This is a genomic window from Blautia sp. AM42-2, from assembly GCF_003480245.1.
Classification (GTDB): domain Bacteria; phylum Bacillota; class Clostridia; order Lachnospirales; family Lachnospiraceae; genus Fusicatenibacter; species Fusicatenibacter saccharivorans.
Genome location: NZ_QUIM01000002.1, coordinates 39,829 through 65,233, shown reverse-complemented (window position 1 = coordinate 65,233; position 25,405 = coordinate 39,829). Strand labels below are relative to the sequence as shown.

The window sequence follows — 25,405 nt, the reverse complement described above, 5'->3', positions numbered from 1 at the left end:
CGTTTTTCTATCCTATGACCGCAAAAAAAGAACAGGAACCGTTTTGCTGTTCCGATTCCTGTTCTCTCCTCTTTATGCTCCAAGTTCCCTCATGCCTTTCAGCAATCCTTCAATCTGTTCTGCTATTTCTTTTACTTTCGCTTCCAGTCCCAGCAGTTCCTGGCGGTACATCTGATTTTTCTCTGTCGTATCAAAAGTATGTACCGTCTGAACCAGAAACGCTCCCGCCTTCGGCTGAAGTTCATCCGGCAGGTGCGTTTCCTTTAAGCGGATCCGAAAGCTTTCCAGGTCATTCCCTGCAGCCCTTAAATACTGATTCATGTGGATTCCTGTGTGGCGCATCATCGCTCTGCCCTCGCCGCGTACCTTTGCATACGTTCTCTGGCTTTTGGCTGCGTACAGTGTCATCTGTACATACATCAGACTGGTCAGTGCCTTTTCTCCGGTCATTGCTGTTTCGTATAATTCTTTTTTCACTCTCTCGCTGCTCATACATTCCTCTTTCCGCCACTTTTGTTCCGCTGGCAACGGTTTGGATTGCTCCGGCAGTTCATGTTGTCTTTGGTATTCAGGAGTATAAAAAAAGACTCCTATCATGACGACTGCCACAATAAAAGTCTTGCGTTCTCATTTGATACGGACGTCTCTCGACATCGGCTGACGATTTCAAACCCACCCGGGATGCGTTTTTGTTTCCCGCGGCGTTTCGCTACTCCCTTTTACTTGTTGATGTGTATATTAGCATACTTCCTGTCGAATTGCAAGTATATTTTTTGCATTTTGTCCCTCATTTCATGCAACTTACGTTTTTTCATTTGTGTTTCTTCCTATATAAATGCACCGCCGGAAAGCATACCGCTCCGGCTGCCAGCACGAGAAAAACGATATCTGCATACATCTTCACATATCCCGCCGCCTGCTCCCACGCCACACCGACCGCAGCACCGGTTCCGACGAGAAGAATGTTCCACACCGTGCTTCCGATGATTGTAAACAACAGAAATTTCGGCATCTCCATCCGTGCCATCCCGGCGGGGACGGAAATGAGGCTTCGGATGATGGGAATGCACCGGCCGAACAGAACGGCCCGCTGGCCTTTCTTCTGAAACCATGTAATCGTTTTCCAGGCATCCTCCGCGTGAAATCCGAGAAGCTTCATCGGGCGGCTGTCGAGCAGTTCACTAAGGCTCTCCGGGCTGACAAGCGTTCCCGCTCCATAGAGAACCAGCGCCCCAAGAAGCGATCCTGCCGTGGATGACAGCACAACGCCCGCCGGATGCAGACGGGTGCATGTCGTCAGAAAACCGCCGAACGTCAGAATCACTTCGGAGGGAATCGGCGGAAAGACATTTTCCACGGCAATCAAAATCAGGACGCCGACATATCCAAAGCGGTTGACCATATCCAGGATTACGTTCTGCAAGCTTTCTCCGTTCCAGCAGCTCCGCACCGTTTTGAGACCTGCGGCGTTTTCCCGTCTCTGCTCCGCATCACGGAATCGCTGCTTTTTCCTTCTTCCCCTGCATTCTATGCACCGCTGCCCCTCTGCATGACCCCTTTTTCCGCCAAAACTTTCCTCTGTTTACGATTCCGTCAGATTTTCTTTGTTTTGTTTTCATCTTCTCTTCAGAAAAGCTTTATCTCATGTACACATTCTGGTCACAATTTTTCCGTATACTAATCTCATCAACAACGAAGGAAACAAACACAAACCTCTATTGTTTTTATATAAATTTTAACCAGGAGACAGCAAAGCACCCTTGGAAGCATGTCTCCAATGCCAACCTTTCTAATAGATAGATTTCTTTTTCATACCGCCGGGGCTCTAACAAGTCCCGGCCTCTCTCCTTTTTAGGAGATTTTTTTATTTTCAGCTCTTTTTTTCCTTAATTTTCTAAAGTTCCCACGATAATTTTTTCTTGCACGTGACTTTTCCGTATAGTAGAATAAAAATAGTTGTTTCTTAACAGACACCATGGATAAAAAAGGGAGAAAAATACCATGAAGATTGGATTTGACAATGAGAAGTACCTGAAAATGCAGTCTGAGCATATCCGCGACCGCATCAACCAGTTTGACAACAAGCTGTATCTGGAATTCGGCGGAAAGCTGTTCGACGATTTCCACGCATCCCGCGTTCTGCCGGGCTTTGCACCGGACGCGAAACTGCGCATGCTGATGCAGCTCTCCGACCAAGCTGAGATCGTAATGGCGATTTCCGCAGCCGATATTGAGAAAAACAAAATCCGCGGCGACCTCGGCATCACCTATGACAGCGACGTGCTCCGTCTGATCGACGAGTTCCGCGGACGCGGCCTCTATGTCGGAAGCGTTGTCATCACCCAGTACTCCGGCCAGCACAGCGCAGACGCGTTCAAAAAGAGACTGCAGAAGCTCGGCATCCCGGTTTACATTCACTACACGATTCCGGGCTATCCGCACAATGTGCCGCTGATCGTGAGCGATGAGGGATACGGAAAGAACGAGTACATCGAGACAACCCGCCCGCTCGTTGTCGTTACCGCACCGGGACCGGGAAGCGGAAAGATGGCAACCTGCCTTTCCCAGCTTTACCATGAGCACAAACGCGGTGTAAACGCCGGCTATGCAAAATATGAGACCTTCCCGATCTGGAATCTGCCGCTGAAGCACCCGGTCAACCTGGCTTACGAGGCTGCTACCGCCGATCTGAACGATGTCAACATGATCGACCCGTTCCACCTCGAGGCATACGGCGTGACAACCGTCAACTACAACCGTGATGTCGAGATTTTCCCGGTTCTGCGTGCGATCTTCCAGCAGATCTTCGGCGAGAGCCCATACAAATCCCCGACTGACATGGGCGTCAACATGGCCGGAAACTGTATCATTGATGATGAGGCATGCCGCGAGGCTTCCCGTCAGGAGATCATCCGCCGCTACTACACTGCTGTGGACGGTATCGCAGACGGCTCCCGCTCCGAGACCGAGGCTTACAAGATCGAGCTTCTGATGAAACAGGAAAACATCGTTGCCGCAGACCGCACCACCGTTTCACCGGCTCTCGTCCGTGCCGAGGCGACCGGCGCACCGGCTGCTGCCATGGAACTGCCGGACGGACGCGTCATCACCGGAAAGACCGGCGATCTGCTTGGATCGAGTGCAGCGCTTCTGCTGAATGCGTTAAAAGAGCTCTCCGGCATCGACCATGACGTACATGTTCTCTCACCGGAATCCATCGCTCCGATCCAGACCCTGAAAACCAAGTACCTCGGAAGCAAGAACCCGTGTCTTCATACCGACGAGGTTCTGATTGCGCTGTCTGCTACTGCTGCACAGAGCGAGGATGCACAGAAAGCACTCTCCTGCCTGCCGCAGTTAAAGGGCTGCCAGGTGCACTCCAGCGTTATGCTCTCCGATGTGGACCGCAAAATGTTCCAGCGTCTGGGATGCGATCTGACCTGTGAGCCGAAATTTCAGTAAATAATTTTTATATCTTGGACATAAAAAATCCAGGGCATACGGTACTTTCCGTACCTGCCCTGGATTTTTTCTTTTCCGGCTTTTGTTTATAAATTTTCTTTTCCGAATCCCATTGGCAACAGCTCCTCGAGTGTCATTTCTTTCCAGGAACCGTCGCCCTTGCAGAGAAGGACGAGAAATTCGTTCGGATCAACGAATTCCCGCAGCACCTGACGGCAGACACCGCACGGTGTGCAGAAATCCTCCGGCTCTGCCTCTCCCGGGCCGCCGCAGACGGCGATCGCATCAAATTCCGTTATGCCCTCGGATACGGCTTTGAAGACCGCGGTGCGCTCCGCGCAGTTTGTCGGTGTATACGCCGCATTTTCAATGTTGCATCCGGTATAAATCGCTCCATTCTTTGCCAGAACCGCCGCGCCTACGCGGAATTTCGAATACGGCACATACGCAAATTTCCGCGCTGCCAGAGCCTGTTTTACCAGCTCCTGTTTTATTTCTGTACTGATTTCCTGTTTCATATCCAGCATCCCCTTTCCAGTATCCCCTTATTTTTTCTTTCTTATTTCTGATCTTCCCGGATCAGAATCCGCAGTGCCTCGATGGCTACCTGAATCGCACCTTCCGTATCGTGCGTAATGTGGTTCTCCATGCCGCGTTTTACTCTCTCCTGATTTCCCATCACAAGAAAATCCGATCCGGCACGGACGCCGCGGGCACTTGCCACGATAAAGAGTGCCGCCGATTCCATCTCTGACGCTTTGCATCCAAGCTTCATCCATGCATCCCATTTTTTCAGCAGCTCATCGCCGACCGGCATCTGCTCCGGGTCGTGCTGGCCGTAGAAGGAATCCTTGCACTGTACCACGCCCGCATGCCATTTTTTCCCAAGATTCTTTGCCGCCTGCACCAGCGCATTCGTCACGGTAAGGTCTGCGACTGCTGGGAACTCGATCGGTGCGTATTCCTTTGACGTTCCCTCCGCACGGATCGCTCCCGTTGCCACCACGATATCGCCACCCTCTACATCGAGTGCCATACCGCCGCATGTTCCGACGCGGATAAACGTATCGGCGCCGCACTGGATCAGCTCTTCCATCGCGATGGAAGCCGACGGACCGCCGATGCCGGTAGATGTAACGGAAACCTTTACACCGTCCAAAGTACCCGTATAAGTCACAAATTCCCGGCTGTCTGCGACGAGCACCGGGTTCTCAAAGTAAGCTGCAATTTTTTTACACCGTTTGGGATCTCCCGGCAGAATCACGTACCGTCCCACATCGCCTTTTCGGATCTGCAGATGATACTGCAGCCCTTCTTCTCCTGAATAATTCTGCATATGCAAAAACCTCCTTAAAATAATATAGTTAATTACATCTAATCATAGACAAATGTGTTTAGCTCGCATTCTCAAACCAATAGATTTTTGAATAGTTCCATAGTAATTTGCACTTTCTCGCATTAACTTTTTTACAATGTTTTGTTTGGCTTTGAAAATTAATCGCTTTTTGGTCCGGGTATAGTGCTGTTACATATCCTCTGTGAGTTTCACCATTTTTGAATGTATATTCAACCAAATCCCTATGATGAATTCCTAAAACATGGTCGGTTTTAGCTTTGCTTTGTCTGCGCATAGGTTTTATTGCCCATTCTTTTATATCACAGGTATCAGGCTGCAAGTCCGTAATGCAGACAGCATCATTAGTGTGTGATTTCTCAATATTCCAGTCAATGCGTTTGTTGGCTGTATCCCCACCACTCGTCAGATATAATACTCCCAAACCTGACAATTGTTTTCTAAGCCACATCTTACCAATCATTACATGTTGTGCATAATTCAGGTTTTTATTGTCAGACGATTTTAACAGGGAAAAATATCGATCCATATATAATTCTTCCTGGCCTTCGGTTTTCTGATGGCAGCTTTCACATAATGTAATCAGATTGTCTAACGTATTAGAACCATTTCGTCTTCTTGGCTTAATATGGTGAACCTCTAATCTACAATTAGATTTTCCGCATTCCATACACTTACCGCCATCTCTTAGAATCGTTGCTTTACGGATATTTTCGTCCAGTCTGTTGGATTTTTGATATTGCCAGCTATAAGACTTATACCCATCTGTTAATACCCGGATATCAATAGAAACATCTTCCAGCCAATAATTTGTTATATTTATCCATTTATTAAGCCGATTAATAACTCTTATGGTAGCTTGCCGTTTCTGTAAAATACTTGGAGCAATTCGTCCTTTTCTTTTAGAAGATTTACGATTGTCGAATCTCGCCTGCCGATATCTTTTGTGATAACGATGGTAACGTCTATAGTTTCGCCTAACTTCCATAAGATGTTTTACATCATTGCGTTGCTCAATGGTTCCTTTGAAAACAACTTTATTTTTACTTTTACATTTCTGAACCAGAGCAATCCCTACATGAAGTCCGCCATCATCTATTCCACAACGAATCTCATCTTTACAGATTTCATTTTCTTGAATTTTTTTCTTCAATTGTATTACCATTGGATATTTGCTGACCAATGCTGCTCGTTTCTTACGGATAAGAAACCATGCTTTTGGTTCTTTTGTCGGTGCTAATTGTTTCCCATTAGCATCTAATACAAAAGAATAACTTGTCATTTCTGACACCTTCCTTTCGGAGAATTGCTCTTCGTGCCAAAGTCAAGCAGAGGATATGTGTTTCCCTGTTATCAATGCAGGACATTAGCATTGTTTCCTGGTTTGTACTCACAGAGCTTCAGACTGAAGATTACATCTAAAGGTGTGTCTTTACCTTACTACTTAACATAGTTCCTATCTGCAACATGTCTTTCGACAGTAGCAGTCACTTAGGCTTGAGACCTATTGTTAAGCTATAGATAAGAGATTTCATATGTCCACTCTTATTTACATTTATATACATATTTCTATGTTTTTAGTTACTTAACAATTAGTCCTTCGTATTTTCGTATTCTCATAGTTCTATTCTACCACAGGCCGCACCGCAAATACAAGGCTTGACACCATTTCACCGCCCCTTTCATTACGGATATAATCACGTTCCGCAGTTGCCTTTTCCCATTCGGGATGCTACAATAAGCACAGAAACCAGAGTTCTTACTTTCATTTTTACGAGGAGGGATTATTTTATGAGTTCCTATGTCATCAGCTGCTGCTCTACGGCAGACCTTACCGAAGAACATTTCTCCAAACGGGAAATCTCATACATCTGTTTCCATTACAAATTAAATGACACCGAGTACGCGGACGATCTCGGCAAGTCCATGCCGTTCGATCAGTTCTATGCCGCCATGGCCGCCGGCGCTTCCACGAAAACATCCCAGGTGAATGCCGATGAATTTGAAGCCTATTTTGAAACATTCCTGCAGGACGGCAAAGACATTCTCCACGTTTGCCTCTCCTCCGGCATTTCCGGTGTCCTGAATTCTGCGATGATCGCCAAAGCCGACCTTGAAGAGCGCTACCCGGAACGGAAAATCCTCATCGTGGATTCCCTCGGCGCTTCCTCCGGCTATGGTCTTCTGATGGACCGCCTTGCCGACCTGCGCGATGAAGGAAAACCGCTGGAAGAGGTTTACGATTTTGCGATGAAAAACCGCCTCAAAGTCCATCACTGGTTCTTCTCCACGGACCTCACCTTTTACGTGCGCGGCGGCCGCATCTCCAAAGCCTCCGGCGCAATCGGCGGCCTCCTCGGCATCTGCCCGCTGCTCAACATGGACAACGAAGGACGGCTGATTCCGCGGTTTAAAATCCGTACGAAGAAAAAAGTCATCAAAAAAATCGTCGATCAGATGGAAGAAAACGCCGAGGGCGGCCTCTCCTACTCCGGCAAATGCTACATTTCCCAGTCCGCCTGCTACGAAGATGCGCGGGCCGTTGCGGATCTTATCGAGGAACGCTTTCCCAATCTGAACGGAAAAGTCGAGATCAACAACATCGGAACCACCATCGGCAGCCACACCGGACCGGGCACGGTTGCTTTGTTTTTCTGGGGAAAGGAACGGGTGGATTAATCCGAAAAAGCTCTGCCTCATAAAAAGGCAGAGCTTTTTCTCCAGATATGCCGCAAAAGCACAAACAACAGATATCCGACAGCCGCGCCGAATGTATTTGTCACAACATCGTCCAGCTGGCAGTAGCCGCGCTCTGTTAAGAGCTGCACTGTTTCCAGCATCATGCTTGTGGAAAACGCCGCATAGACGCAGCACCATCCTTTCCGAAGAGACGGAACCGCCGCCGGCAGCAATACGCCAAACGGGAGAAACAGCAGAATATTTTCCACAAAATACCGGTCCGGCAGCCACTGGTTTCCCCAGGTTTCAAACAGCTTCACATCCACGCCCGTTCTCGAACCCGGTTCTCTGGAAAACAGCGTAATAGAAAGCATCATCGCAAAATAGACTGCTACCAGAAACCACAGCAGAAGCTGGGTGCCAGGAACCGCATGCGCATGCTCCAGCCGTTTTTGTTTCTTTATCATCTGCCGGTTTTTCCACGCCGCCGCAACCGTCACAAAGCCGACACCGACTGCAACCGCATGCGGCAGATACCGGAATGTATCAAAAATATCCTGTTCAATCGTTATCAGATAAAGAGGAATTGCCATTTACATCACCTTCCGTATTTTCGCGGCTGATCGGAAACACCCGCGAGATAATCGAGACTGCAGTCATACAGCTTTGCCAGCGTAATCAGACAGTCCAACGGAATCTCACGGATGCCTTTTTCATACCGGTTGTAGGTGTCCGGGTGACTGAAAATCTTCCGCGCTGCCTGTGTCATCGAGTAACCGCGTTCCAGACGGAGCTCTTTCAGCCGGATCAGCATTTTCTCCCGCTCCGGCGTTTCTTCTATTTTTCTGTGCATTACTTTCCTTCTTTTTCCTGCTCCGTTTCCGCCGCTGCTTTTTCTGCCTCCGGCACATAACCCGGATTGTCGTCGTATCCTTCCAGGAAATTGTGGCGGATGCCGTGCTGCTTGTAGCCGACCACGGTGTCAATGTTGACATTTTCGACACTGCGGAAGATATTGCTCTCCACGAACGGATTCACCTTTTTCAGGTTTTTGATCAGTTCCTTGATCTCCACGCGTTTCGAACGATTCTCCTCGTTATTGCAGGTCGTGCAGGTATCGGTAAACTTGCAGGCACACTGGATGAAATGCAGACCGTTATAATCTCTCCACGCCTTGATATCATCCTCGCGCACCAGATACAGCGGGCGGATCAGCTCCATGCCCTCGAAGTGGATGCTGTGAAGCTTCGGCATCATCGTCTGCACCTGCGCACCGTAGAGCATTCCCATGAGGATCGTCTCGATGACATCATCGTAATGATGGCCGAGTGCAATCTTGTTGCAGCCGAGCTGCTGTGCAAAATGATACAGATGGCCGCGGCGCATTCTCGCGCAGAGATAACACGGGGAATTTTCCACATGGTAGACCGAATCGAAAATGTCTGTCTCGAAAATGGTGATCGGAATGTGGAGGCTCTTTGCGTTGTCCTCGATCACTTTGCGGTTCTCCGGGCTGTATCCCGGATCCATGACAACGAATTTTACTTCGAAATCAAATTTATTGTGAAGCTTTAACTCCTGAAAGCATTTCGCCATCAGCATCGAATCTTTTCCGCCGGAAATACAGACGGCAATTCTGTCACCCGGCTTTACCAGCTCGTACGTGTTGATCGCTTTCGTAAATTTGGACCAGATCGACTTTTTGAACTTCTTGCGGAGACTCTTCTCGACATCCGCTGCCTTGTCCTGCTCCTCCGGCGCGCTCATCACATCCATCAGCCAGGCGATGTAACCGCCCTCCAGGCTCACAGCGTCCCAGCCCTTTTCCTGTAATTCTTCCGTCGCTGCGACACTGAACCGACCGCGGCTGCAGCAGATAATCGTCTTTTTGCTCCGGTCAATCGCATCACTTGTCTCGATTTCTTCTGTCTTCATCACAAGCGCTCCCGGAATCGCGCCGTGGGAGATCTCTACCGCATCGCGGATATCGACGATCTGATAGCTTGACGGATCGAGCTCTTTTAGTTCTTTTATTGAAATACTGGTACTCATGTAATTTTTCCTTTTCTAATTAAAATGCCTTACTTTTCTTCATTCTTTCATTGTATCGTTTTTTCTGTGACTGTCAAGAAAAAACACACAAAAACGGGGAGTCTCTGAACATTCGTTTCAAATCCTCCCCCACTTTTTTATTTTTTCCGGATATCCGCCATCGTCTTCAGCAGAAGTTCTTTCTTCCAGAAGACCAGCCCTGCACTTGCGAGCAGAATCGCGTAACGCAGGATCCTGTACGGGAAAATCAGATTGCAGATGATACTTGCTCCAATCAGAAAAACGGAGCACGCCAGAAGAAATCCTGGATTCATCAGATTTTCCTGAATTCCTTCGTTCACCAGAATCCGTTTGCTCACAATATAATGGCCGACCGAATACAGCATATAGCATGCCAGCGTCGTGTAACCGGCCGCAATATAGCCGAACAGGCGGATAAAAATAAAGTTCAGCACCACATTCGCTCCCGCCGCCGCCATGGATGCTGCCATCAGAAACTGTGTTTTTTCATAATAGAACTGCGGCATCGAGAGAATATTATAAATAAAGATAAAGAACACACTCGCTGCCACCGGCGGAATGACGTACACCGCCTCGCGGTACTTCGGCGATCCAAAAATCAGCACCAGCTCCGGACTGATCAGCATCAGCGCCACGGCTATGCCGACCACTACAACACTAAGAAGCTGCAACACCTTCCGCATTGAACGGATGTCGCCCTTTTTGATTTTGCTGTACATCCACGGTGTCAATGCACTGTTCATACCGCTGATGAAAAGCTGCACCAGCATACCAATGCTGTACGCCAGCCCGTACAGTGCAACCTCCGTCTTTCCGACCATCTTGTCGATCATGATGCGGTCGCCCTGGTTCAGGATAATGCCGGACAGATAATGCGGCACAATCGGAATCCCGATCCGCAGCGCATAGCCCCAGTATTCTTTCGAAAAAAACTCTTTTCCTTTGCAGAACTGGAACACAATAATCGGCACACAGATGCAGACCTGCACCCCGACGATACCTAAGATCCGCATCATGGCCGTACCGCCATTCATGCGGATCAGCACCAGGCTCGCAATCGGGTTCATCAGCGCCTGCAGAATCGTCACACAGACCAGAATCCGGTACCGATACTCAAACCGCTGCCGCCCCGACCAGTAAGAAAGCGCCGGACTCAGCAGCGCTTCCAGAAACATCAGCAGAATCATGGATTTCGGCAGATTTAAAATCTTCTCCCAGAAACCCGATGTAAAACAATACAATGCAAAAACCGCACCCGTAATCACAAGCGTCAGTCCCTGCATTGCAGATGTATATTCATCCCGCTGCTTCTCGTACTTTGCCATCGCATTGTCATAAACACCATTAAATAAATACAGCGATGTCATAATCGTCAAAATCTGCAGCCAGGACAGATAAACCGTATAGGTTCCGTACTCCTCGGTGCTCATCAGACGCGTGAAAATCGGAACTGTGATGAACGAAATGCCTTTCTGTAAAAAACTGCAGATCGTAAACCAAAGCGCCGCCTTCGCCTGGACGGAGAGAGAACGGTATTTTGAGGTAATGTTCATGTAAAATAGAACTCCTTGCTGTTGGTTATTTGCGTGTTTTATGTTAACACAAAATGGGGGGGACTGCAAGAGGAACATCCATTAAAATCCCCCATGGTTGAACGCTTCCATTCAACCATGGGGGATTCTCACTGCTTTATGTGTTTCGATTCCCAAATGATTCAGAATATACATATAGGCCAATGCATACGACTGACACACACCTCTTCCGTCCATCAGCACACCATAACTGGTATAATTCTTATAATTCAGATCATACTCTGCATGCAATACCAGATAATCGTGAATTACAAGCGCCTTCTGCTCATCTGTCATGGAATTGTTCACCAGTTTGTAGATGGATGCCAGTTTCTCATCCACTGCATTAAAAATCTGTTTGGTTTCTTCCGGTGTTCCGAATGTATTGGTAATTCTCAAACCTGTATAGTATGCATCACCATCACCATACCAGGCAATGATTCTATTATACGTATCACTCGGAAAATACGGCGAATAGCCATAATAAAAGCTTAAGTCATAGGTATCCCTTCTTATTTTTAAATCTTTAATGGATACCCATTCATTTCCAGCCAGCATCGCTTCTTTCACACGATTCTCCAGAACCGTATACAATTCATACTCCGTTCCGCTGAACTCATCGCCTTCATCGGCCCCGTATGTATCAATCCCGGACTCATCCTGCTGTGGTTCCATGGGTTTAATATCGCCCGTCGGCAATGTAACATCCTCATTTTCGTCCGCAAACGCCTTTTGCGGCATCACAAAAATGGATGCCGCAAGCAGAAACAAAAATGCTGTCAGTTTAACGATTCTCTTTTTTCTCCTCTCCATGCGCTTTTCCTCCCTGCAATTCTTCTAAATACAGTTTTGCATCTTTTAAGAAGCTGACCGCAATCATCACGATCACAATGCCGATCGGAAATGCCGCTACAATACTGACGGACTGCAGACTGTTCATGGAACTCTCTGCGAAGAGAAGTGCAATCGGAAGCAGGATCAGCAGGATACACCACATCAGCTGAATTCCTTTTGCCGGCTCTTCGCCGTCTTCCAGTTTCCGATAGCTGTAGCACGATGCCGTCAATGCGATCGAGTCGAACGATGTCGCATAAAATGCAACCATCGTAACTAATACAACAACCATAATCAGCGGTGCACACGGCATGGTTTTGATCATCGACACGATCAGATGATATAAATCTCCATTTTCATTATACTGCGAAATGAAATCAATTGCACCTGAAATCTGCTTTCCCATCGAATAATTTCCAAGAATAATAAAGCTGACAAGCGTGGAACCCACACCAAAACCGTATCCGCCGAGAATCGTCTGGCGCACGGTTCTTCCGCGGGAAATGCTGCCAATGAAGAACGGTGCTGCCACACACCATACCATCCAGTATGCCCAGTAATAAATGGTCCAGTTCTGTGGGAAGTTTGTCGTACGCATCGGGTCCGTATACGTTGATAAGCCGATAAAGTTCTGAATCATTTTTCCAAGAGAAGAAAATCCAGTTTCAATAATATACCGCGTCTCTCCCCCAAACAGCAGGACGAAGGCAAGGAGTCCGAAAAACAGATAAATGCACACCTTGGCCAGAATGCTGATTCCTTTGAATCCATGCAGAAGAGAATAGGTATAAACACAGCAGGTGATCAGAAGAATGATAATATTAATCACAGTTCTGCTGACTTCCATATGGAACAGCTCGCCGATGATTTCCGCCATCAGAGGAGTTGCCACACTAAAAGTGGTAGCAGTTCCGGCCAGCAGTGCAAAGACAGCCAGAAGGTCAATCAGACGGCCGCCAATTCCATCTGTCTGTTTTCCCAGAATCGGACGGCACGCCTCGCTGTATTTCTGACGGTTTCGTTTTCTTACATGAAGCATAAAGCCAAACGCAACGGCCAGTACCAGATAGAATCCCCACGGGATAAAGCTCCAGTGAAATAGTGGAAATACGCCTGCCCAGTCCTGAATGCTGCCAAGTTCTGCGATGTGAGGATCTGTTGCGTACAAAATCCACTCAGAGAACGAATAAAACAGAATATCTGCTGCTAGACCACAGGTAAACATCATGCATCCCCATGCAAAAAAGGAATATTTTGGCTTCTCATCCGGCTTTCCAAGCACAATATTTCCGTATTTGGAGCCTGCCAGAAACAGAGACAGAAAGAAAATGCCAAGTCCGATGACCAGGTAATACGTTCCAAAGGTGTCTCCAAACAGAAATCGAATCTGGCCAAGTACCTGATTCGACTGCTCCGGTGCAAAGAAAAATACGATACATAGAGCAACGATCAGCGCCAAAGGCACCAGCGTGATCATCCAGTCGATTTCTTTTTTCTTCTGTTGGTTTTTACTGTTCATTTTCTTCCCTTTCTGCGTAATCCGCATACGATGCATCGAGTGCAACAAGCTCTCTGAAATTGTCTACTTCTATGATATCCTCTGCCTTCATTGGCCGGATGCCAAGCTGATACTCTTTCGGGTAACAGAACATTGCCACATCGTCCCAGTAAATCTGACGGTTTTTCTTTACTTCAAACTCCTGCTCCAGATGGCCTTTCAGCCGCTTTCCATCTTCTGCTGTCCATCGGGAAATGCTGTATAGCTGCCATCCGCCCTTTCCGCCGGTTCTGCTGCAGCCTGTCACAATGCCGTTTTCCACGGTCTGCAGCCACTCGTCGGTCTCATCATCGGTCCACACGCTGTTGTAACCGGATCGCTCAAACTCCGGTGCCAGAATTTCCGGATGATAGATGATCTGGTCACCGTCAAGAATAATCGCATTTTCCAGATGTTCCCGCGCCACATACAGCGATGCGATGTTGTTGCAGGTATCGTACCACGGATTGTCGATCAGCTTCAGACCCGGGTACTCCTCTTCCAGTGTCTGGAACTGTTCTTTGAGGTAACCAACTACCACGTAAATCTCTGTAATTCCGTTTTTATGCAGCCCGTCGATGACGGTATCAATCATCCGCACACCGTTTACCCGGACCAGCGGCTTCGGCGTTTTTAATGTCACCGGCTTCATCCGGTTTCCCAGACCTGCTGCCATAATAATGGCACGCTCTACTTTGTACATGTTTCTTTTTCTTCCTCTCCCAGTTCCTGCTGGACAATTTTGTAATAATCTTTTGCGTAACGGTACTGCCGCAGAGAATACTCTCCGAATTCTACGCCTAAATTCCGTTTGTACTCGCACCAGTTGCTCCAGAGCAGACCGCAAACCGCGATGTAGCAGTAGATTTTTATGCGTGTTCTGTCGTCACAGTTTCCTTCAAAATAAAGATCAATCAGATGATCCACCTGCTCTTTTGGGTAGAGAGAATAGATACAGAACATTGCGATATCCACATGCGGATCCTGCATTCCGGCGTATTCCCAGTCGATCAGGCGGATCTCCTCTTTTCCGTTTTCTTCCACAAACAGAAAATTGTCCGGCACGGCATCAATGTGGGTGAGCACCCGCTCTCCGGCATTTGCTTCGATGTAATCCTTTAACTGAAGCACATGCGCTTTCGTCTTTTCGTAATCTTTATATGCTGACGGAGTTCCTTCCCAGAGGCTTTCATAGTATTCCATCTGTCCGAACAGGTCGAAGGAATGGTCTACTCTTAATTTCTGCCCGTGAAACTCCCGCAGTTTCTTCATGCATTTCTGAAGATCTTCTTCCTTTTCTGCATCGCAGACCCTCGCACCGTCGAGATATTCTGTGATTTTATAGCCGTTCTCCGGATTAATATAGGCAATCTCATCGCAGATCTTCCGTCCGGCGATCGTCTGATAGACGGCTGCTTCCTGGCGGCGGTTGATCAGCTGATCTGTTCCCTCTCCCGGGATACGCATAATGTATTTTTTATCTTTGCAGGAGAATAAAAAGGATCGATTTGTCATTCCCTTTTTCAGAACTGTAATGTTTGTTACTTCGTCCTGCTGTGCTCCAAGTGCTTCACAGATCACCTGAATGGCATCCGTCTGCAGCTGGCTGGAATCGCTGTCGATCTCACGCAGCTGCTCATAAGTATTAATTTCTACGGCATCTGCTGCATGTACAACACGGGCGGTCACAATCATTCTGTCTTTCCGGTATAAGGTTTCCTCCCAGAACGCTCCGTCGTATCGGGAATCTCTTCCCAGTTCTTCCAGACGCTCCCGCACGACCGCTGCTTCCGCTTCCAATAGATAACAGATACCAATCATGGCGTTTCCGCCAGCCTGCTCTTTCTGTACAACCAGCTCCTGCTTCCGGTTTACACGAACGGTACTGTCATCATCCACCAGATCACTGACCATGTACCAGGAGTATAATTCATTTCTGCTGTATGGATTCTTTTCGCACCAGATATCACAGGGAATGATGTAGCTGTTTGATAAATGATCTGCCGCCGTTTTCAGGGAATGCAGATTGTTTTTCGACGCATAATCCGGAGCAACGATCAGGTCTACGCCGTATTCATCGATCAGATATTCATACTGCTCTTTCATAAATCCGACAACGACGTAAATCTCTGTAATGCCGACTTCATGAAGCTGACGGATTGTGCACTCAATCAGCCGCTCTCCTTTGATTTCCAGAAGTCCTTTCGGTGTCTCTGTATTAATCGGAACCATCCGCATACCAAATCCGGCGGCAAGAATAATGGCGTTTTTCGGCGCTTTTTCTTTTGCTTCACGCAGTGCCTTTTCTGTCGGACGGATCTCTTCATCCAGGTAACCTTCTGAAATCAGCTCCTTAATCGAACGATTAACAATACCAAGCGAATGGCCGGTCTGCGCGGCAAGGATACGCTGATTGATGAAGGGTTCTTTTATCAGGTTGTTCAATATATCTTGTTTTGAGTTGTTCATATACTTCCTTCTTTCATTTTTCATGAACTTTTGTTTTCGATTATACTATAACTTTATGGCTTTTTCAATCTTTTTTTCTTTTATTTTATTTTTTGTATATAAGAAAAAAGTTCCGAATTGTTCCTTTTTCTAACAATTCAGAACCTCACTTCTTATGTCGAATTTCAATTCCAGCTTTAAAATGTGAACTTCCTATAAAATTAACTCTCGATATGCAAAAATATCATATTCCCCACATTTTCAACAAAAAACAATAGAAAATTCGAGAGTTAATATTTCAGGAAGTTCACATAAAAAGGTCCAAATAATTAACATTATTTGGACCACCTGTCAAAGGAAGCCTTTTTCCTTTTCGCCGTCATCAGGACTTCTTTACGCTTCCATTCATAAATTTTTCTTAAAATTTACCTTTATTTTACCACACTACTCCCAAAACTACAATATATCTCCATTTTTCATTTTTTTTACATGGAACCTTTCTGGCCTAATACAATCAGTACAGTTTTAAACAAAATCTTAATATCCAGCATAAAGGACCATTCTGAAATGTACTTCGCATCCAGTTTTACAACCTCTTCAAAGTCCGTAATATCACTTCGTCCGCTTACCTGCCACATACCGGTAAGACCTGGTTTAATAGCCAGACGGGCTCTGTGGTGCAGTTCGTATTTTTCCCACTCGTCTACTGTCGGCGGACGGGTTCCGATGAGGCTCATATCCCCTTTTAATACATTGAAGAACTGCGGGAACTCATCCAGTGAAGTTTTGCGGATGAAATTTCCAATTCCCTTGCCAGGACCCTTTTCGCTGCCGATAACGCGCGGATCGTTCTCCATTTTGAACATCAGACCGTCGCTAACACGGTTCTGTTTCATCAGTTCTTTTTTCCGTTCCTCAGCATCCATGTACATACTGCGGAATTTGTAGATTTTGAATTTTCTTCCGTTCTTTCCAACACGGTACTGTGAAAAGAAGATCGGCCCCGGCGATTTGATATAGATTGCAGGAGCGACAAACAAAAAGATGATTCCTGTCAGGATACATCCTACGAGACCACCACAGATATCCATGATTCGTTTCAGAATAAGCTGGCCTGCGCTTGCCATATTGATGCAGGTGGTGACCACGGTATAGTTGCCCATGTGCTCTACAGTCTGATTTTTTCCCTGCATTTCGTTCACGTCCGCAATTTTTACGTGGATCGTAATGCCCATCTCGGCGAATGCGTCGAATACTTTCTGCGGGATTTCTCTGCCTTCCGGCAGAACGATCAGCACTTCGTCGAACCACTCACGGCAGACATACTCAGTTGCATCTGCAAGGTTCGATACCACCGGTACGCCGTGGATTTTGTGTCCGGTTCTGTCCTGGTCTACGAGAACAACGCCAGTCGGGCGAACGCCGATGTAATCGAAATCCAGCATGCTCTTTACAACGGACTGTGACTGTTTTTCGGTCGTGATGATCAGAAGCGAACGGCCGCTGTGTTCCCCGCTGCTGCGTTTCTTTACCACAACCTTCCATCCGGTGCGCATCAGATAGGAAAGCATTCCGTACAGAGCACCGGTCAGCATAATGGTTGCTCTGGAGAACTGATCTCCCTCCTGAATCAGGAACAGGTAGAATACACCAAGAACGATGATGTATACCATATTTTTTACAGTCATTCCGATTTCCACGAGATATCCGCGCTTCATGACGTTTTTGAAGGAATCGTCAAAAAACATGATCATCAGCTGGATCAGAGCGAATACGATAGCCTCATTTCGGTAAATTGGGCTTCCATATGGATTAAAACTGTGATGTCTTAAGAAATAACCCATGACGAAAGCGAGCTGAAGACAGATAATATCAAGAACCATAAAATCCAGATGCTTCAGCCATCCTGTGGATAATTTTTTGTACATACCTTTCTCCCCTGTCGTATTTTTTTCGCCGTACTCATAACACTCTCTTGTTTCGCATAGTTTTTCTAGCTTTTATATTACCATTTTCACTAAAAACTTCTCATTTTTTCTGGTACTATGCATTTGTAATATCTTCTGTGACGAATACAGAACCATTTTTTTCTTTATCCTGAGTATTTTATCCCATTTCTACTCATTTGTAAAGGTGTGGACACACTTTTGGACATACTTTTTTCACATTTTCGCAAATTATTACATTTTATATTATTTCATCATATCCAGAATCTGTAATGTTTTCATCTTCTTTTCGACATAGCGATGGAGATATGCACGCAGCAATCGTTCCAGTTCGTCCAGGATCTCTTCATTTACGGTAAAACCATACAGCTTCGCGAGCGGTGCCGCGATGATATAGCGGCACGCCAGCACGGTGCCCGGCTGCAGCGGCCATGGGTCTTTGATGGTCCGTCCGCATTCCGGACAGTAGATGGCGCTGTCGCGCAGGGAGAAAACGGTCAGGTTTTCTTTCGTGCCGCACTCCATGCAGGAGAACATCTGCGGCGCTTCTCCATTGATTGTGATCGTGCGCAGCTCAAAAATGCACCGGATCAGGCGGAGATCCTGCCTGCCCCGGCGTATGGCGTTCATGGTCACGTACAGAAGATTCAGCATCTGGGTTTCATCGTTTCCTTCCTGGCTGAAATATTCTGCCAGCTCAAGGAAATAGAAACCGTAGTAGACACCGGGCTGCATCTGGGCGAGGTCGAGAAAGTATTCTTTGACGTTTGCGCCGGAAAGGGTGTAGCTGTCCCGTCCCTCGTAAACCTGAAATTCACCGAAGACGAATGGGTTGGAGACAGCCATCAGGGGGCTTTTCATGCGGCGGGCACCGCGCGCGAAGGCGGCGATTTTCCCAAGCTCACGGGTCAGGATCACGACGCGCTTGTCATACTCTCCGACCGGCGAGGCGGCTAATACCATTCCACTGACTATAATCGGCTCCCGCATGCCTTCTCTCCCCCTTCTTCCGTTGTTTTTTTACTGCTTTTACTGTTTTTTCTGAAATTCACTCGCTGCACGTATTTGAAAGCGTTTTGAAATCAAGATCCTAGAGCTCCAGCTTTTTCTTATCATATCCGAAGTTCTTCACAAGGAAATCGCTGTCGCGCCAGTCTTTTTTGACTTTGACCCAGAGCTTCAGGTTGACTTTCTGCTCCAGCATCTGCTCCAGCTCATACCGCGCGTTGCTTCCGATCTTCTTGAGCATCGCGCCCTGTTTTCCGATGATGATGCCCTTGTGGGAATCGCGCTCGCAGATGATGGTCGCATCAATATCAACGATTTTTCCGTTCGGGCGGTCTTTCATCTGGTCGATCACAACGGCGATGCCGTGCGGGATCTCTTCGTTTAAGGCGTACAGTGCTTTCTCGCGGATGATCTCAGCCACGATCTGGCGCATCGGCTGATCGGTGATGGTGTCCTCATCGTAGAACTGCGGGCCGTACGGCAGATATTTGAAGATGCTCGGAATGATGTCATCGGTATTCTGATGGCGGAGTGCCGAGCACGGAATGATCTCGGCAAACTGGAACAGCTTGCGGTACGTATCGATGAATTCCAGGATTTTGTCTTTCTCCACGGTATCGGTCTTGTTGATAATGAGGATGACCGGCGCATTGACTTTCTCCAGAATCTCTGCGATATGGCGCTCTCCTGCTCCGATGAAGTTGCTCGGCTCTACCAGCCAGAGAATCACATCGACTTCTTTTAACGTTTTCTCGGCTACATCGACCATGTACTCGCCGAGCTTATTTTTCGCCTTGTGGATACCCGGTGTGTCGAGGAACACGATCTGTCCCTCGTCACACGTATAAACGGTCTGGATGCGGTTGCGGGTGGTCTGCGGTTTCTTGGATGTAATCGCAATCTTCTGTCCGATCAGGTGGTTCATCAGCGTGGATTTTCCCACGTTCGGACGGCCGATCAGGGCTACAAAGCCGGATTTATAATTTGCATTGTTTTCCATTGCTGTCTCTTCTCCTCATTTATAAGTTCTCTACGTTCTTAAACAGTTCTTTCTCTTTCTGAATGGCTGCTTCGCTTCCGACAACGCAGATGTTGTTCTGTTTTAAGGCTGCATCTACAAGGTCTGCCAGTGCATGAATGTCATCCAGGGTTGCATCGAGGATCTGATCTCTCTCCTGCTGGAAGTCTGCTTCGGTGATGCCGTTGAACCATGCGCTCTCGGAGGTCTGGCCTTTTGCGGACGGGTTCATCGGGACGTCGAGTTCGCTGATCGTTCCGATGATGTATTTGGTCATCTGGCGCTCGTCTGCTTCGAAATTGCGCACGTAATCGCCGATACCGCGGTATACTTCAAGGGTTCTTCCGACGTTCGGGTCACGGTAGGAAGAAATGCACGCGTTTCCGCCTCTTCCGAAAGCTCCGCCGCAGCCGTAAGCGCCGCCTTTGACACGGATGTTGATCCACAGATAGTCATAGCTCAGCATGACACGCAGGATGCGCAGGGCTCCTGTGTAGTCGTAGCCTTCGCGCTCGAAGTTTCCACAGAGTGCTACGTACTGTACCTGGCCGGAGGTCTGGAAGGCTTCGTTTTTCTGTTCAAAGTCATACACAATGCTGCCCGGCTCCACTTCGTCGGTGTACAGATTCTCTTTGAATGCTGCGATTTTTTCTTCCAGCGGTGCGTAGCCTGTCTCGTCTGCGGTATAGGAGACGGTCAGATTCTCTTTGCGGAAGATGTATTTCATCAGGGTCTGCAGATTTTTAATCAGTTCTGCTTTTTTCTCATCGAAGTTCTCGTCCAGATCTTTTAAGAGCTGGTAGAAGCCGATGCCTGCAATGCGGTCCTGGAAATTGCTCATCGGGGAGTAATAGGAAGCTGCACGCATCACAGCCGTTGCATTTCCGGCGGAAGACAGGCGGTTCTGCAGGCCGGATTTCATGCTGGAGATGATCTCGTGAAGACGTTTCTCGTCATCCAGGCGGGAGGTGTTCAGGATTTCCTCGATCATTTTCATGACGAAATCCAGTTTGTCGTACAGGAATTTCGCGCGGATGCCGAACATTCTGCGGCAGTCGTCATCATTTTCCGGAATGCGGAATACCTGCAGTCCGCAGTTGATGCCGCCGGTCTGTGCATTGATCTCGTTGAACAGTTCGCCGTAGGTGTAGTGTTCGGTGTCCACATATCCGAGAACGGATTTTAATACGCCCATGTACGGGATCAGATCGTTCGGCACATTTTTCGTATCAAACAGCAAGCTTAAGTAACCGATGCCGTTCGTGAATACGTTGTGATGAAGCACCGTCGTTCCATCGACTTCATGCTCGTCATTGTAAAGTTTGATAGACTCACGTTTGATATCGCTTCGTTTCAGGAGCGGAATCGTCTCGAGTACTTCCTCGCTCTCCTCTTCTTCCTGATATGCTGCCAGCTCTTTGGTATCAGCAATGATTTTCTCGATCTCTTCTTTTGACAGGCTCTCTTTGTATTTCTGCAGTTTTTCTGCGGTCTTTGCATCATTTTCTGCGGCAAGACCGGTCTTTGGAATGAGGGTCACGATGGAGGCATGGGTGTTGTCCAGCAGATACGTCTGGATCAGGTTTTCGAAATAGCCTTCTTTTGCCAGTTTTTTCAGCTCATCGTAGATCGCAAGCTGCTGCAGGTAGGCGAACGGTTTGTTCTCGTCGTACAGCCAGCTGTCGAAGACGTCAATGCCGTACATTAGGCCCTTCGGGAAGCTGGAGAAGTCCGCCTCACGGAAACGGAATTCGAAATAGTTGATGCCTGCCTCGATGGCTTTCTGATCCATGCCGTTTTTCACGATATCCTCGAGGGTGCCGCGGATGATGGACAGGAATTTTTCTTTCTCATTTTCATCGGCGTTCTTGGCTACGATGGAGAAGAATGGCTGCAGGATGCCGTCCTCGTAGGAGCCGTAAACATCTTTTCCGATGTGTGCGTCAAGGAGTGCCTGTTTGACCGGGGCTCCCGGTGCGTCAAGGAGTGCATACTCCAGAACAGAAAATGCCACGTTTAATTTTACATCCAGACCGCTGCCGATAACCATGTTGTAGGACAGGTACGCATTGTTTTCAAGCGGATCGCCGTCGAGTACCGGGTACTCGTGTACAATGTCGAGGGTCTCTGCAAATGGTTTCTGATACGGAATTTCGGATTTTACTTCTTTTGCATTAAAATGGGACAGGTATTTTTCATCCATCCATGCCAGTTTTTCTTCCATATCCATGTTTCCGTACAGGTAGATATAGCTGTTGGACGGATGGTAATAGGTCTGATGGAAATTCAGGAAGTTTTCGTAGGTCAGGTTCGGGATGCAGGACGGATCTCCGCCGGATTCTACGCCGTACGGAGTGTCCGGGAACAGGGTGTTGAAGGTTTCACGCTCCAGGACATCATCTGCGGAGGAGAAGGCTCCTTTCATCTCGTTGTATACAACACCGTTGTAGGTCAGCGGGCCGTCTTCGCTTTCCAGATGATAGCTCCAGCCTTCCTGACGGAAGATTTCGTCATGTTTGTAAATGTTCGGGTAGAATACAGCATCCATGTAGACATGCATCAGGTTCTGGAAGTCGGCATCGTTGGTGCTGGCTACCGGGTACATGGTTTTATCCGGGTAGGTCATAGCATTTAAGAAGGTGTTCAGGGATCCTTTGACGAGTTCTACGAAGGGATCCTTTAACGGGAATTCGCGGGAGCCGCAGAGGACACTGTGCTCGAGGATGTGGGCTACGCCGGTGCTGTCGGCCGGCGGGGTACGGAACGCGATGTTGAAGACTTTGTTGTCATCTTCGTTTTCGAGAAGGAGCACGCGGGCACCGCTCTTGTTGTGGCGGAGGAGGTAGCCGTGTGCATGGATATCGTCAATCTGCTGTTCCTGCAGCAGGGTATAGGCTTTGCAATGTTCTGCGTTCATTTTTGTATATCCTTTCTTGTTTTTCTTTATTATTTCCGGTTTTATGCAGTCAAAAACGGACCGCAGTGCCCGTTTGCTGGGATTTTCTGCGGCCCTGTCGGTTTTATTCTTCGTTGTCGGTTTCTGCTGCGGTGTTCTCTGTCTCGTCGACGTGTTCTTTTACTTCGTCGTTTGCAGCGTTGTTCTGTGCATTTTTCTGTGCCTGTGCTGCAGCAGCCTGTGCCATCATTGCCTCAAGGTTCGGGCGGACGCTCTGTGCCTGGGCTCCCATGATTCTCTGGAGCTGTTCTCTGGTCAACAGAAGGTTGAAGCCGGACGGGTTGATGACGAAGCCTTTGGCCTGTTTCATCAGGTACGGCAGAAGGTGCTGGAACGGGATGGCTGCCAGACGGAGTTTTGCCTGCGGATCCGGACGGAATTTCTGGAATTCACCGATATCGGAAAACAGCGGCTGGAAGATGTCTTCGTTCTGGTTTTTGATGTACGGGATGCGCACGTCTGGTCCCGGGTTGGCCGGATCGAATTCGCCCTGTACCTGGGAGATGTCGATGGCAAGGATGAATTTGCTTCGCATCAGGTTGACAAGCATTTCTTCTTCGAGTTCACGCAGGTGCTGCATGCGCTCGGCATCGTCTCTTCTCTGGTTTGGTTTTCGGAGTTCCTGCAGAAAGTATACGACGGTGAGCTGTACGCCCGGGTTCAGAACCGGGAGGTGCTGTTTGTTCATTTTCTCCATGTCTGGTTTCGGGAAGATCTGCTCGAGCTCGATGCGGCGGGTCTGGTCGCCTTCGTGGAAGATGACCATATTGACGCCTTCGGCATAGAGGCCCATATAGAAGTTCGGCATCTGCTTGCGCAGGACTTTTACGGTGAGCAGCGGGGTGTTCTTTTCTACATAGGATTTTGCAAACTCCTTGGCTGCTTCTTCTTCGGTAAACATGTATACCTGATCATCAAAGGTTTCCGGATCGCACTCTACGTATGGGAGTTTTGTGATCTGGGAAAAGGTCACATAGATGATTTCCATGCTCTGGAATTTCTTCATGGTGAAGCTGTTGTCTACTGTCATTTGTGGTTGGGTCCTTTCTTCGCTCTTAGAGGACGGTTTATCCTCAAAATATCTATGTGACATTATATCATACTTTTGATGGGTTGCCAAAGGTTTATTGCTTCAGCTCGCCATTTTTGCGTTCGGATAGATTTTTTCCATCCGGCTGTCCGGAAAACGTTCATCAATGAGCTGCTCTATGGCGTTTGCTGCTGACTCGTTGTGGGCACGCTGGTCGTAGCGGGTGAGGGCCAGGGTGGAGACGAGGATGTTGGCGAGCATGAAGATGATCAGTATCCAGGTGATGATGGGACCCTGTTTCAGGGGGATTTTTTCGATCCATTTGGAGAACAGGGGGTAGAGTTTTTTCAGCCATACGACGGCGGCGATTCCCCAGAAGAAGCAGTACAGGAGGTTGATGCGGCCGCCGAGGTTGAAGGGAATGTCGCTGTAGTCCCAGAAAACTTTTCCGAAGACGATTTCGGTGAAAACGCTGCAGAGGTATTCGTAGGCGCCGCCGAGAAAGGTTCCGAAGGCGAATAAAAAGCCATCGGAGCGGTTTCTGTAATTATAGAGGAACCAGGTGGCGAGGGCGATGGCAAGGCCCCAGACGATGCTGAACGGGCCCCAGACAAGGCTGCTGCGGCTCATCCAGACACCGGCGGTGATGCGGCAGAAGATGGTTTCTACGATATCACCTAAGAAGGCGCCGATGATGAACAGCAGGATGATTTTGTAGAAACTGCAGCCCTCGGCGAAGACTTCGGATTTTTCTTTCTGTTTCGGTATAGGCTGTACCGACGGGTAGGCGCGCTCGACACGTGCTTCCAGGTAGCGGTACAGGCGGACAGAAAGCCGTTTGGTGAAGGCGTCGATCTGGTCGTTCATGGCGGCGATGCGCGGCATCTTTTTGGTGATGTGGCGCAGGACGGCGTAAGAACCGATGGCATCGACGACGAGGACTCCGAACAGGATCCACAGGGTGATGTGCATTACGCCGTTTGGGGCAAGATGGAGGAGGGTAAGGCCAAGGATGTTGCCGAATTTCAGGGCAAGGACACCAAGGATTCCCCAGAGAACGGAATACTGGAGGCAGATGTAGCCGTCCATGTTCCATTTTTTGTTGGAATAATCCCACCATTTGCCGTGGCCGATCCGTTCCAGGACGTGGCCTGCGATCCATTCGGCGGCGGTGGCGATGATCATACAGCCGAGAAACAGAAAGACCGGGCTGGACTGCAGTTCGTACAGGTAGCGGGTCATGAAAACAGCCGTGATTCCGTAGATGGCACACAGCGGGCCATTCAGAAAGCCTCTGTTTACCATGTGTTTTTTCCGAACAGCCGCCACTGTCGTTTCCAGAAGCCATCCAAGAAAGGCATAAAGGAAGAACAGCCCGAGGTAGTCGTAGATTGTGTAGTTCATCAAAATCTCCTTTTCTTTGTTTATATCGGGCTTGTAACCCCGTTTTTATGACATTATAGCATAGAACATGCAAAAGCAGAACCTT

At 48.1% G+C, this 25,405-nt stretch carries 21 protein-coding genes; 2 read left to right on the top strand and 19 right to left on the bottom strand.

All coding sequences use genetic code 11. The features are described from left to right. Positions 1–72: 72 nt before the first annotated feature. Entirely contained in the window at positions 73–492 is a 420-nt protein-coding gene (locus DW915_RS03340; RefSeq protein WP_055227913.1) for a hypothetical protein, read from the bottom strand. 319 nt (positions 493–811) lie between these two features. Further along, positions 812–1,423: a DedA family protein gene (locus DW915_RS03335; RefSeq protein WP_055228008.1), complete on the bottom strand. Its 612-nt coding sequence runs from the start codon at positions 1,421–1,423 to the stop codon at positions 812–814. Between the two features lie 578 nt (positions 1,424–2,001). Between DW915_RS03335 and DW915_RS03330 the strand changes: the two genes are divergently transcribed. Continuing rightward, positions 2,002–3,462 carry a DUF1846 domain-containing protein gene (locus DW915_RS03330; protein WP_118741577.1) on the top strand — a complete coding sequence of 487 codons (1,461 nt, stop codon included), beginning with the start codon at positions 2,002–2,004 and terminating at the stop codon, positions 3,460–3,462. Positions 3,463–3,548: 86 nt separating this feature from the next. Here DW915_RS03330 and DW915_RS03325 read toward each other — a convergent pair whose 3' ends face one another. Genes DW915_RS03325 through iscB form a run of 3 tightly spaced genes read right to left on the bottom strand, consistent with a single transcriptional unit; the run spans position 3,549 to position 6,098 of the window. Then, positions 3,549–3,980, bottom strand: coding sequence for a cytidine deaminase (locus DW915_RS03325; protein WP_117760908.1), 432 nt, complete (start codon positions 3,978–3,980; stop codon positions 3,549–3,551). Positions 3,981–4,021: 41 nt separating this feature from the next. Continuing rightward, complete coding sequence (gene udp / locus DW915_RS03320) at positions 4,022–4,798, bottom strand: uridine phosphorylase (protein WP_055220432.1); 777 nt, start codon at positions 4,796–4,798, stop codon at positions 4,022–4,024. Positions 4,799–4,856: 58 nt separating this feature from the next. Continuing rightward, positions 4,857–6,098 carry an RNA-guided endonuclease IscB gene (gene iscB / locus DW915_RS03315; protein WP_082424652.1) on the bottom strand — a complete coding sequence of 414 codons (1,242 nt, stop codon included), beginning with the start codon at positions 6,096–6,098 and terminating at the stop codon, positions 4,857–4,859. A 509-nt stretch (positions 6,099–6,607) separates the two neighbouring features. Here iscB and DW915_RS03310 point away from each other — a divergent pair. Further along, the gene (locus tag DW915_RS03310) at positions 6,608–7,495 is read left to right on the top strand and encodes a DegV family protein (protein WP_117509396.1); all 888 of its coding nucleotides are present in this window, start codon (positions 6,608–6,610) and stop codon (positions 7,493–7,495) included. A gap of 17 nt (positions 7,496–7,512) precedes the next feature. Here DW915_RS03310 and DW915_RS03305 read toward each other — a convergent pair whose 3' ends face one another. The 14 genes from DW915_RS03305 to DW915_RS03240 all read right to left on the bottom strand — a co-directional run bounded on the left by DW915_RS03305 (position 7,513) and on the right by DW915_RS03240 (position 25,320). After that, entirely contained in the window at positions 7,513–8,088 is a 576-nt protein-coding gene (locus tag DW915_RS03305) for a VanZ family protein (protein WP_118741576.1), read from the bottom strand. Between the two features lie 5 nt (positions 8,089–8,093). Next, positions 8,094–8,348: a helix-turn-helix domain-containing protein gene (locus DW915_RS03300; RefSeq protein WP_022462342.1), complete on the bottom strand. Its 255-nt coding sequence runs from the start codon at positions 8,346–8,348 to the stop codon at positions 8,094–8,096. Next, entirely contained in the window at positions 8,348–9,547 is a 1,200-nt protein-coding gene (locus DW915_RS03295) for an ATP-binding protein (RefSeq protein WP_118741575.1), read from the bottom strand. The genes DW915_RS03300 and DW915_RS03295 overlap by 1 nt, the downstream gene beginning before the upstream one ends. Before the next feature lie 137 nt (positions 9,548–9,684). Continuing rightward, complete coding sequence (locus DW915_RS03290; RefSeq protein WP_158581008.1) at positions 9,685–11,121, bottom strand: lipopolysaccharide biosynthesis protein; 1,437 nt, start codon at positions 11,119–11,121, stop codon at positions 9,685–9,687. A 111-nt stretch (positions 11,122–11,232) separates the two neighbouring features. After that, positions 11,233–11,952 carry a transglutaminase domain-containing protein gene (locus DW915_RS03285; RefSeq protein WP_118741573.1) on the bottom strand — a complete coding sequence of 240 codons (720 nt, stop codon included), beginning with the start codon at positions 11,950–11,952 and terminating at the stop codon, positions 11,233–11,235. Further along, complete coding sequence (locus DW915_RS03280; RefSeq protein ID WP_055266487.1) at positions 11,924–13,492, bottom strand: BCCT family transporter; 1,569 nt, start codon at positions 13,490–13,492, stop codon at positions 11,924–11,926. Before DW915_RS03280 ends, DW915_RS03285 begins: the two co-directional genes overlap by 29 nt. Beyond that, the gene (locus DW915_RS03275) at positions 13,482–14,213 is read right to left on the bottom strand and encodes an NTP transferase domain-containing protein (RefSeq protein ID WP_118719331.1); all 732 of its coding nucleotides are present in this window, start codon (positions 14,211–14,213) and stop codon (positions 13,482–13,484) included. Before DW915_RS03275 ends, DW915_RS03280 begins: the two co-directional genes overlap by 11 nt. Beyond that, positions 14,201–15,979, bottom strand: a complete 1,779-nt coding sequence (locus DW915_RS03270) for a phosphotransferase (RefSeq protein WP_118741572.1) — start codon at positions 15,977–15,979, stop codon at positions 14,201–14,203. Before DW915_RS03270 ends, DW915_RS03275 begins: the two co-directional genes overlap by 13 nt. A 464-nt stretch (positions 15,980–16,443) precedes the next feature. Further along, positions 16,444–17,886, bottom strand: a complete 1,443-nt coding sequence (locus tag DW915_RS03265; protein ID WP_118741571.1) for a sugar transferase — start codon at positions 17,884–17,886, stop codon at positions 16,444–16,446. A 264-nt stretch (positions 17,887–18,150) separates the two neighbouring features. Then, a complete protein-coding gene (gene recO, locus DW915_RS03260) occupies positions 18,151–18,894 on the bottom strand; it encodes a DNA repair protein RecO (protein ID WP_118741570.1) in 744 nt (247 codons plus the stop codon). A gap of 100 nt (positions 18,895–18,994) precedes the next feature. After that, positions 18,995–19,912: a GTPase Era gene (gene era, locus DW915_RS03255; RefSeq protein WP_118741569.1), complete on the bottom strand. Its 918-nt coding sequence runs from the start codon at positions 19,910–19,912 to the stop codon at positions 18,995–18,997. A gap of 19 nt (positions 19,913–19,931) precedes the next feature. After that, a complete protein-coding gene (locus DW915_RS03250; protein WP_118741568.1) occupies positions 19,932–22,847 on the bottom strand; it encodes an insulinase family protein in 2,916 nt (971 codons plus the stop codon). Between the two features lie 103 nt (positions 22,848–22,950). After that, positions 22,951–23,916 (bottom strand): SseB family protein, encoded by a 966-nt coding sequence (locus DW915_RS03245; protein WP_158581007.1) that lies wholly within the window; start codon positions 23,914–23,916, stop codon positions 22,951–22,953. Between the two features lie 102 nt (positions 23,917–24,018). Then, positions 24,019–25,320 (bottom strand): putative ABC transporter permease, encoded by a 1,302-nt coding sequence (locus DW915_RS03240; protein ID WP_118741566.1) that lies wholly within the window; start codon positions 25,318–25,320, stop codon positions 24,019–24,021. Positions 25,321–25,405 lie beyond the last annotated feature (85 nt).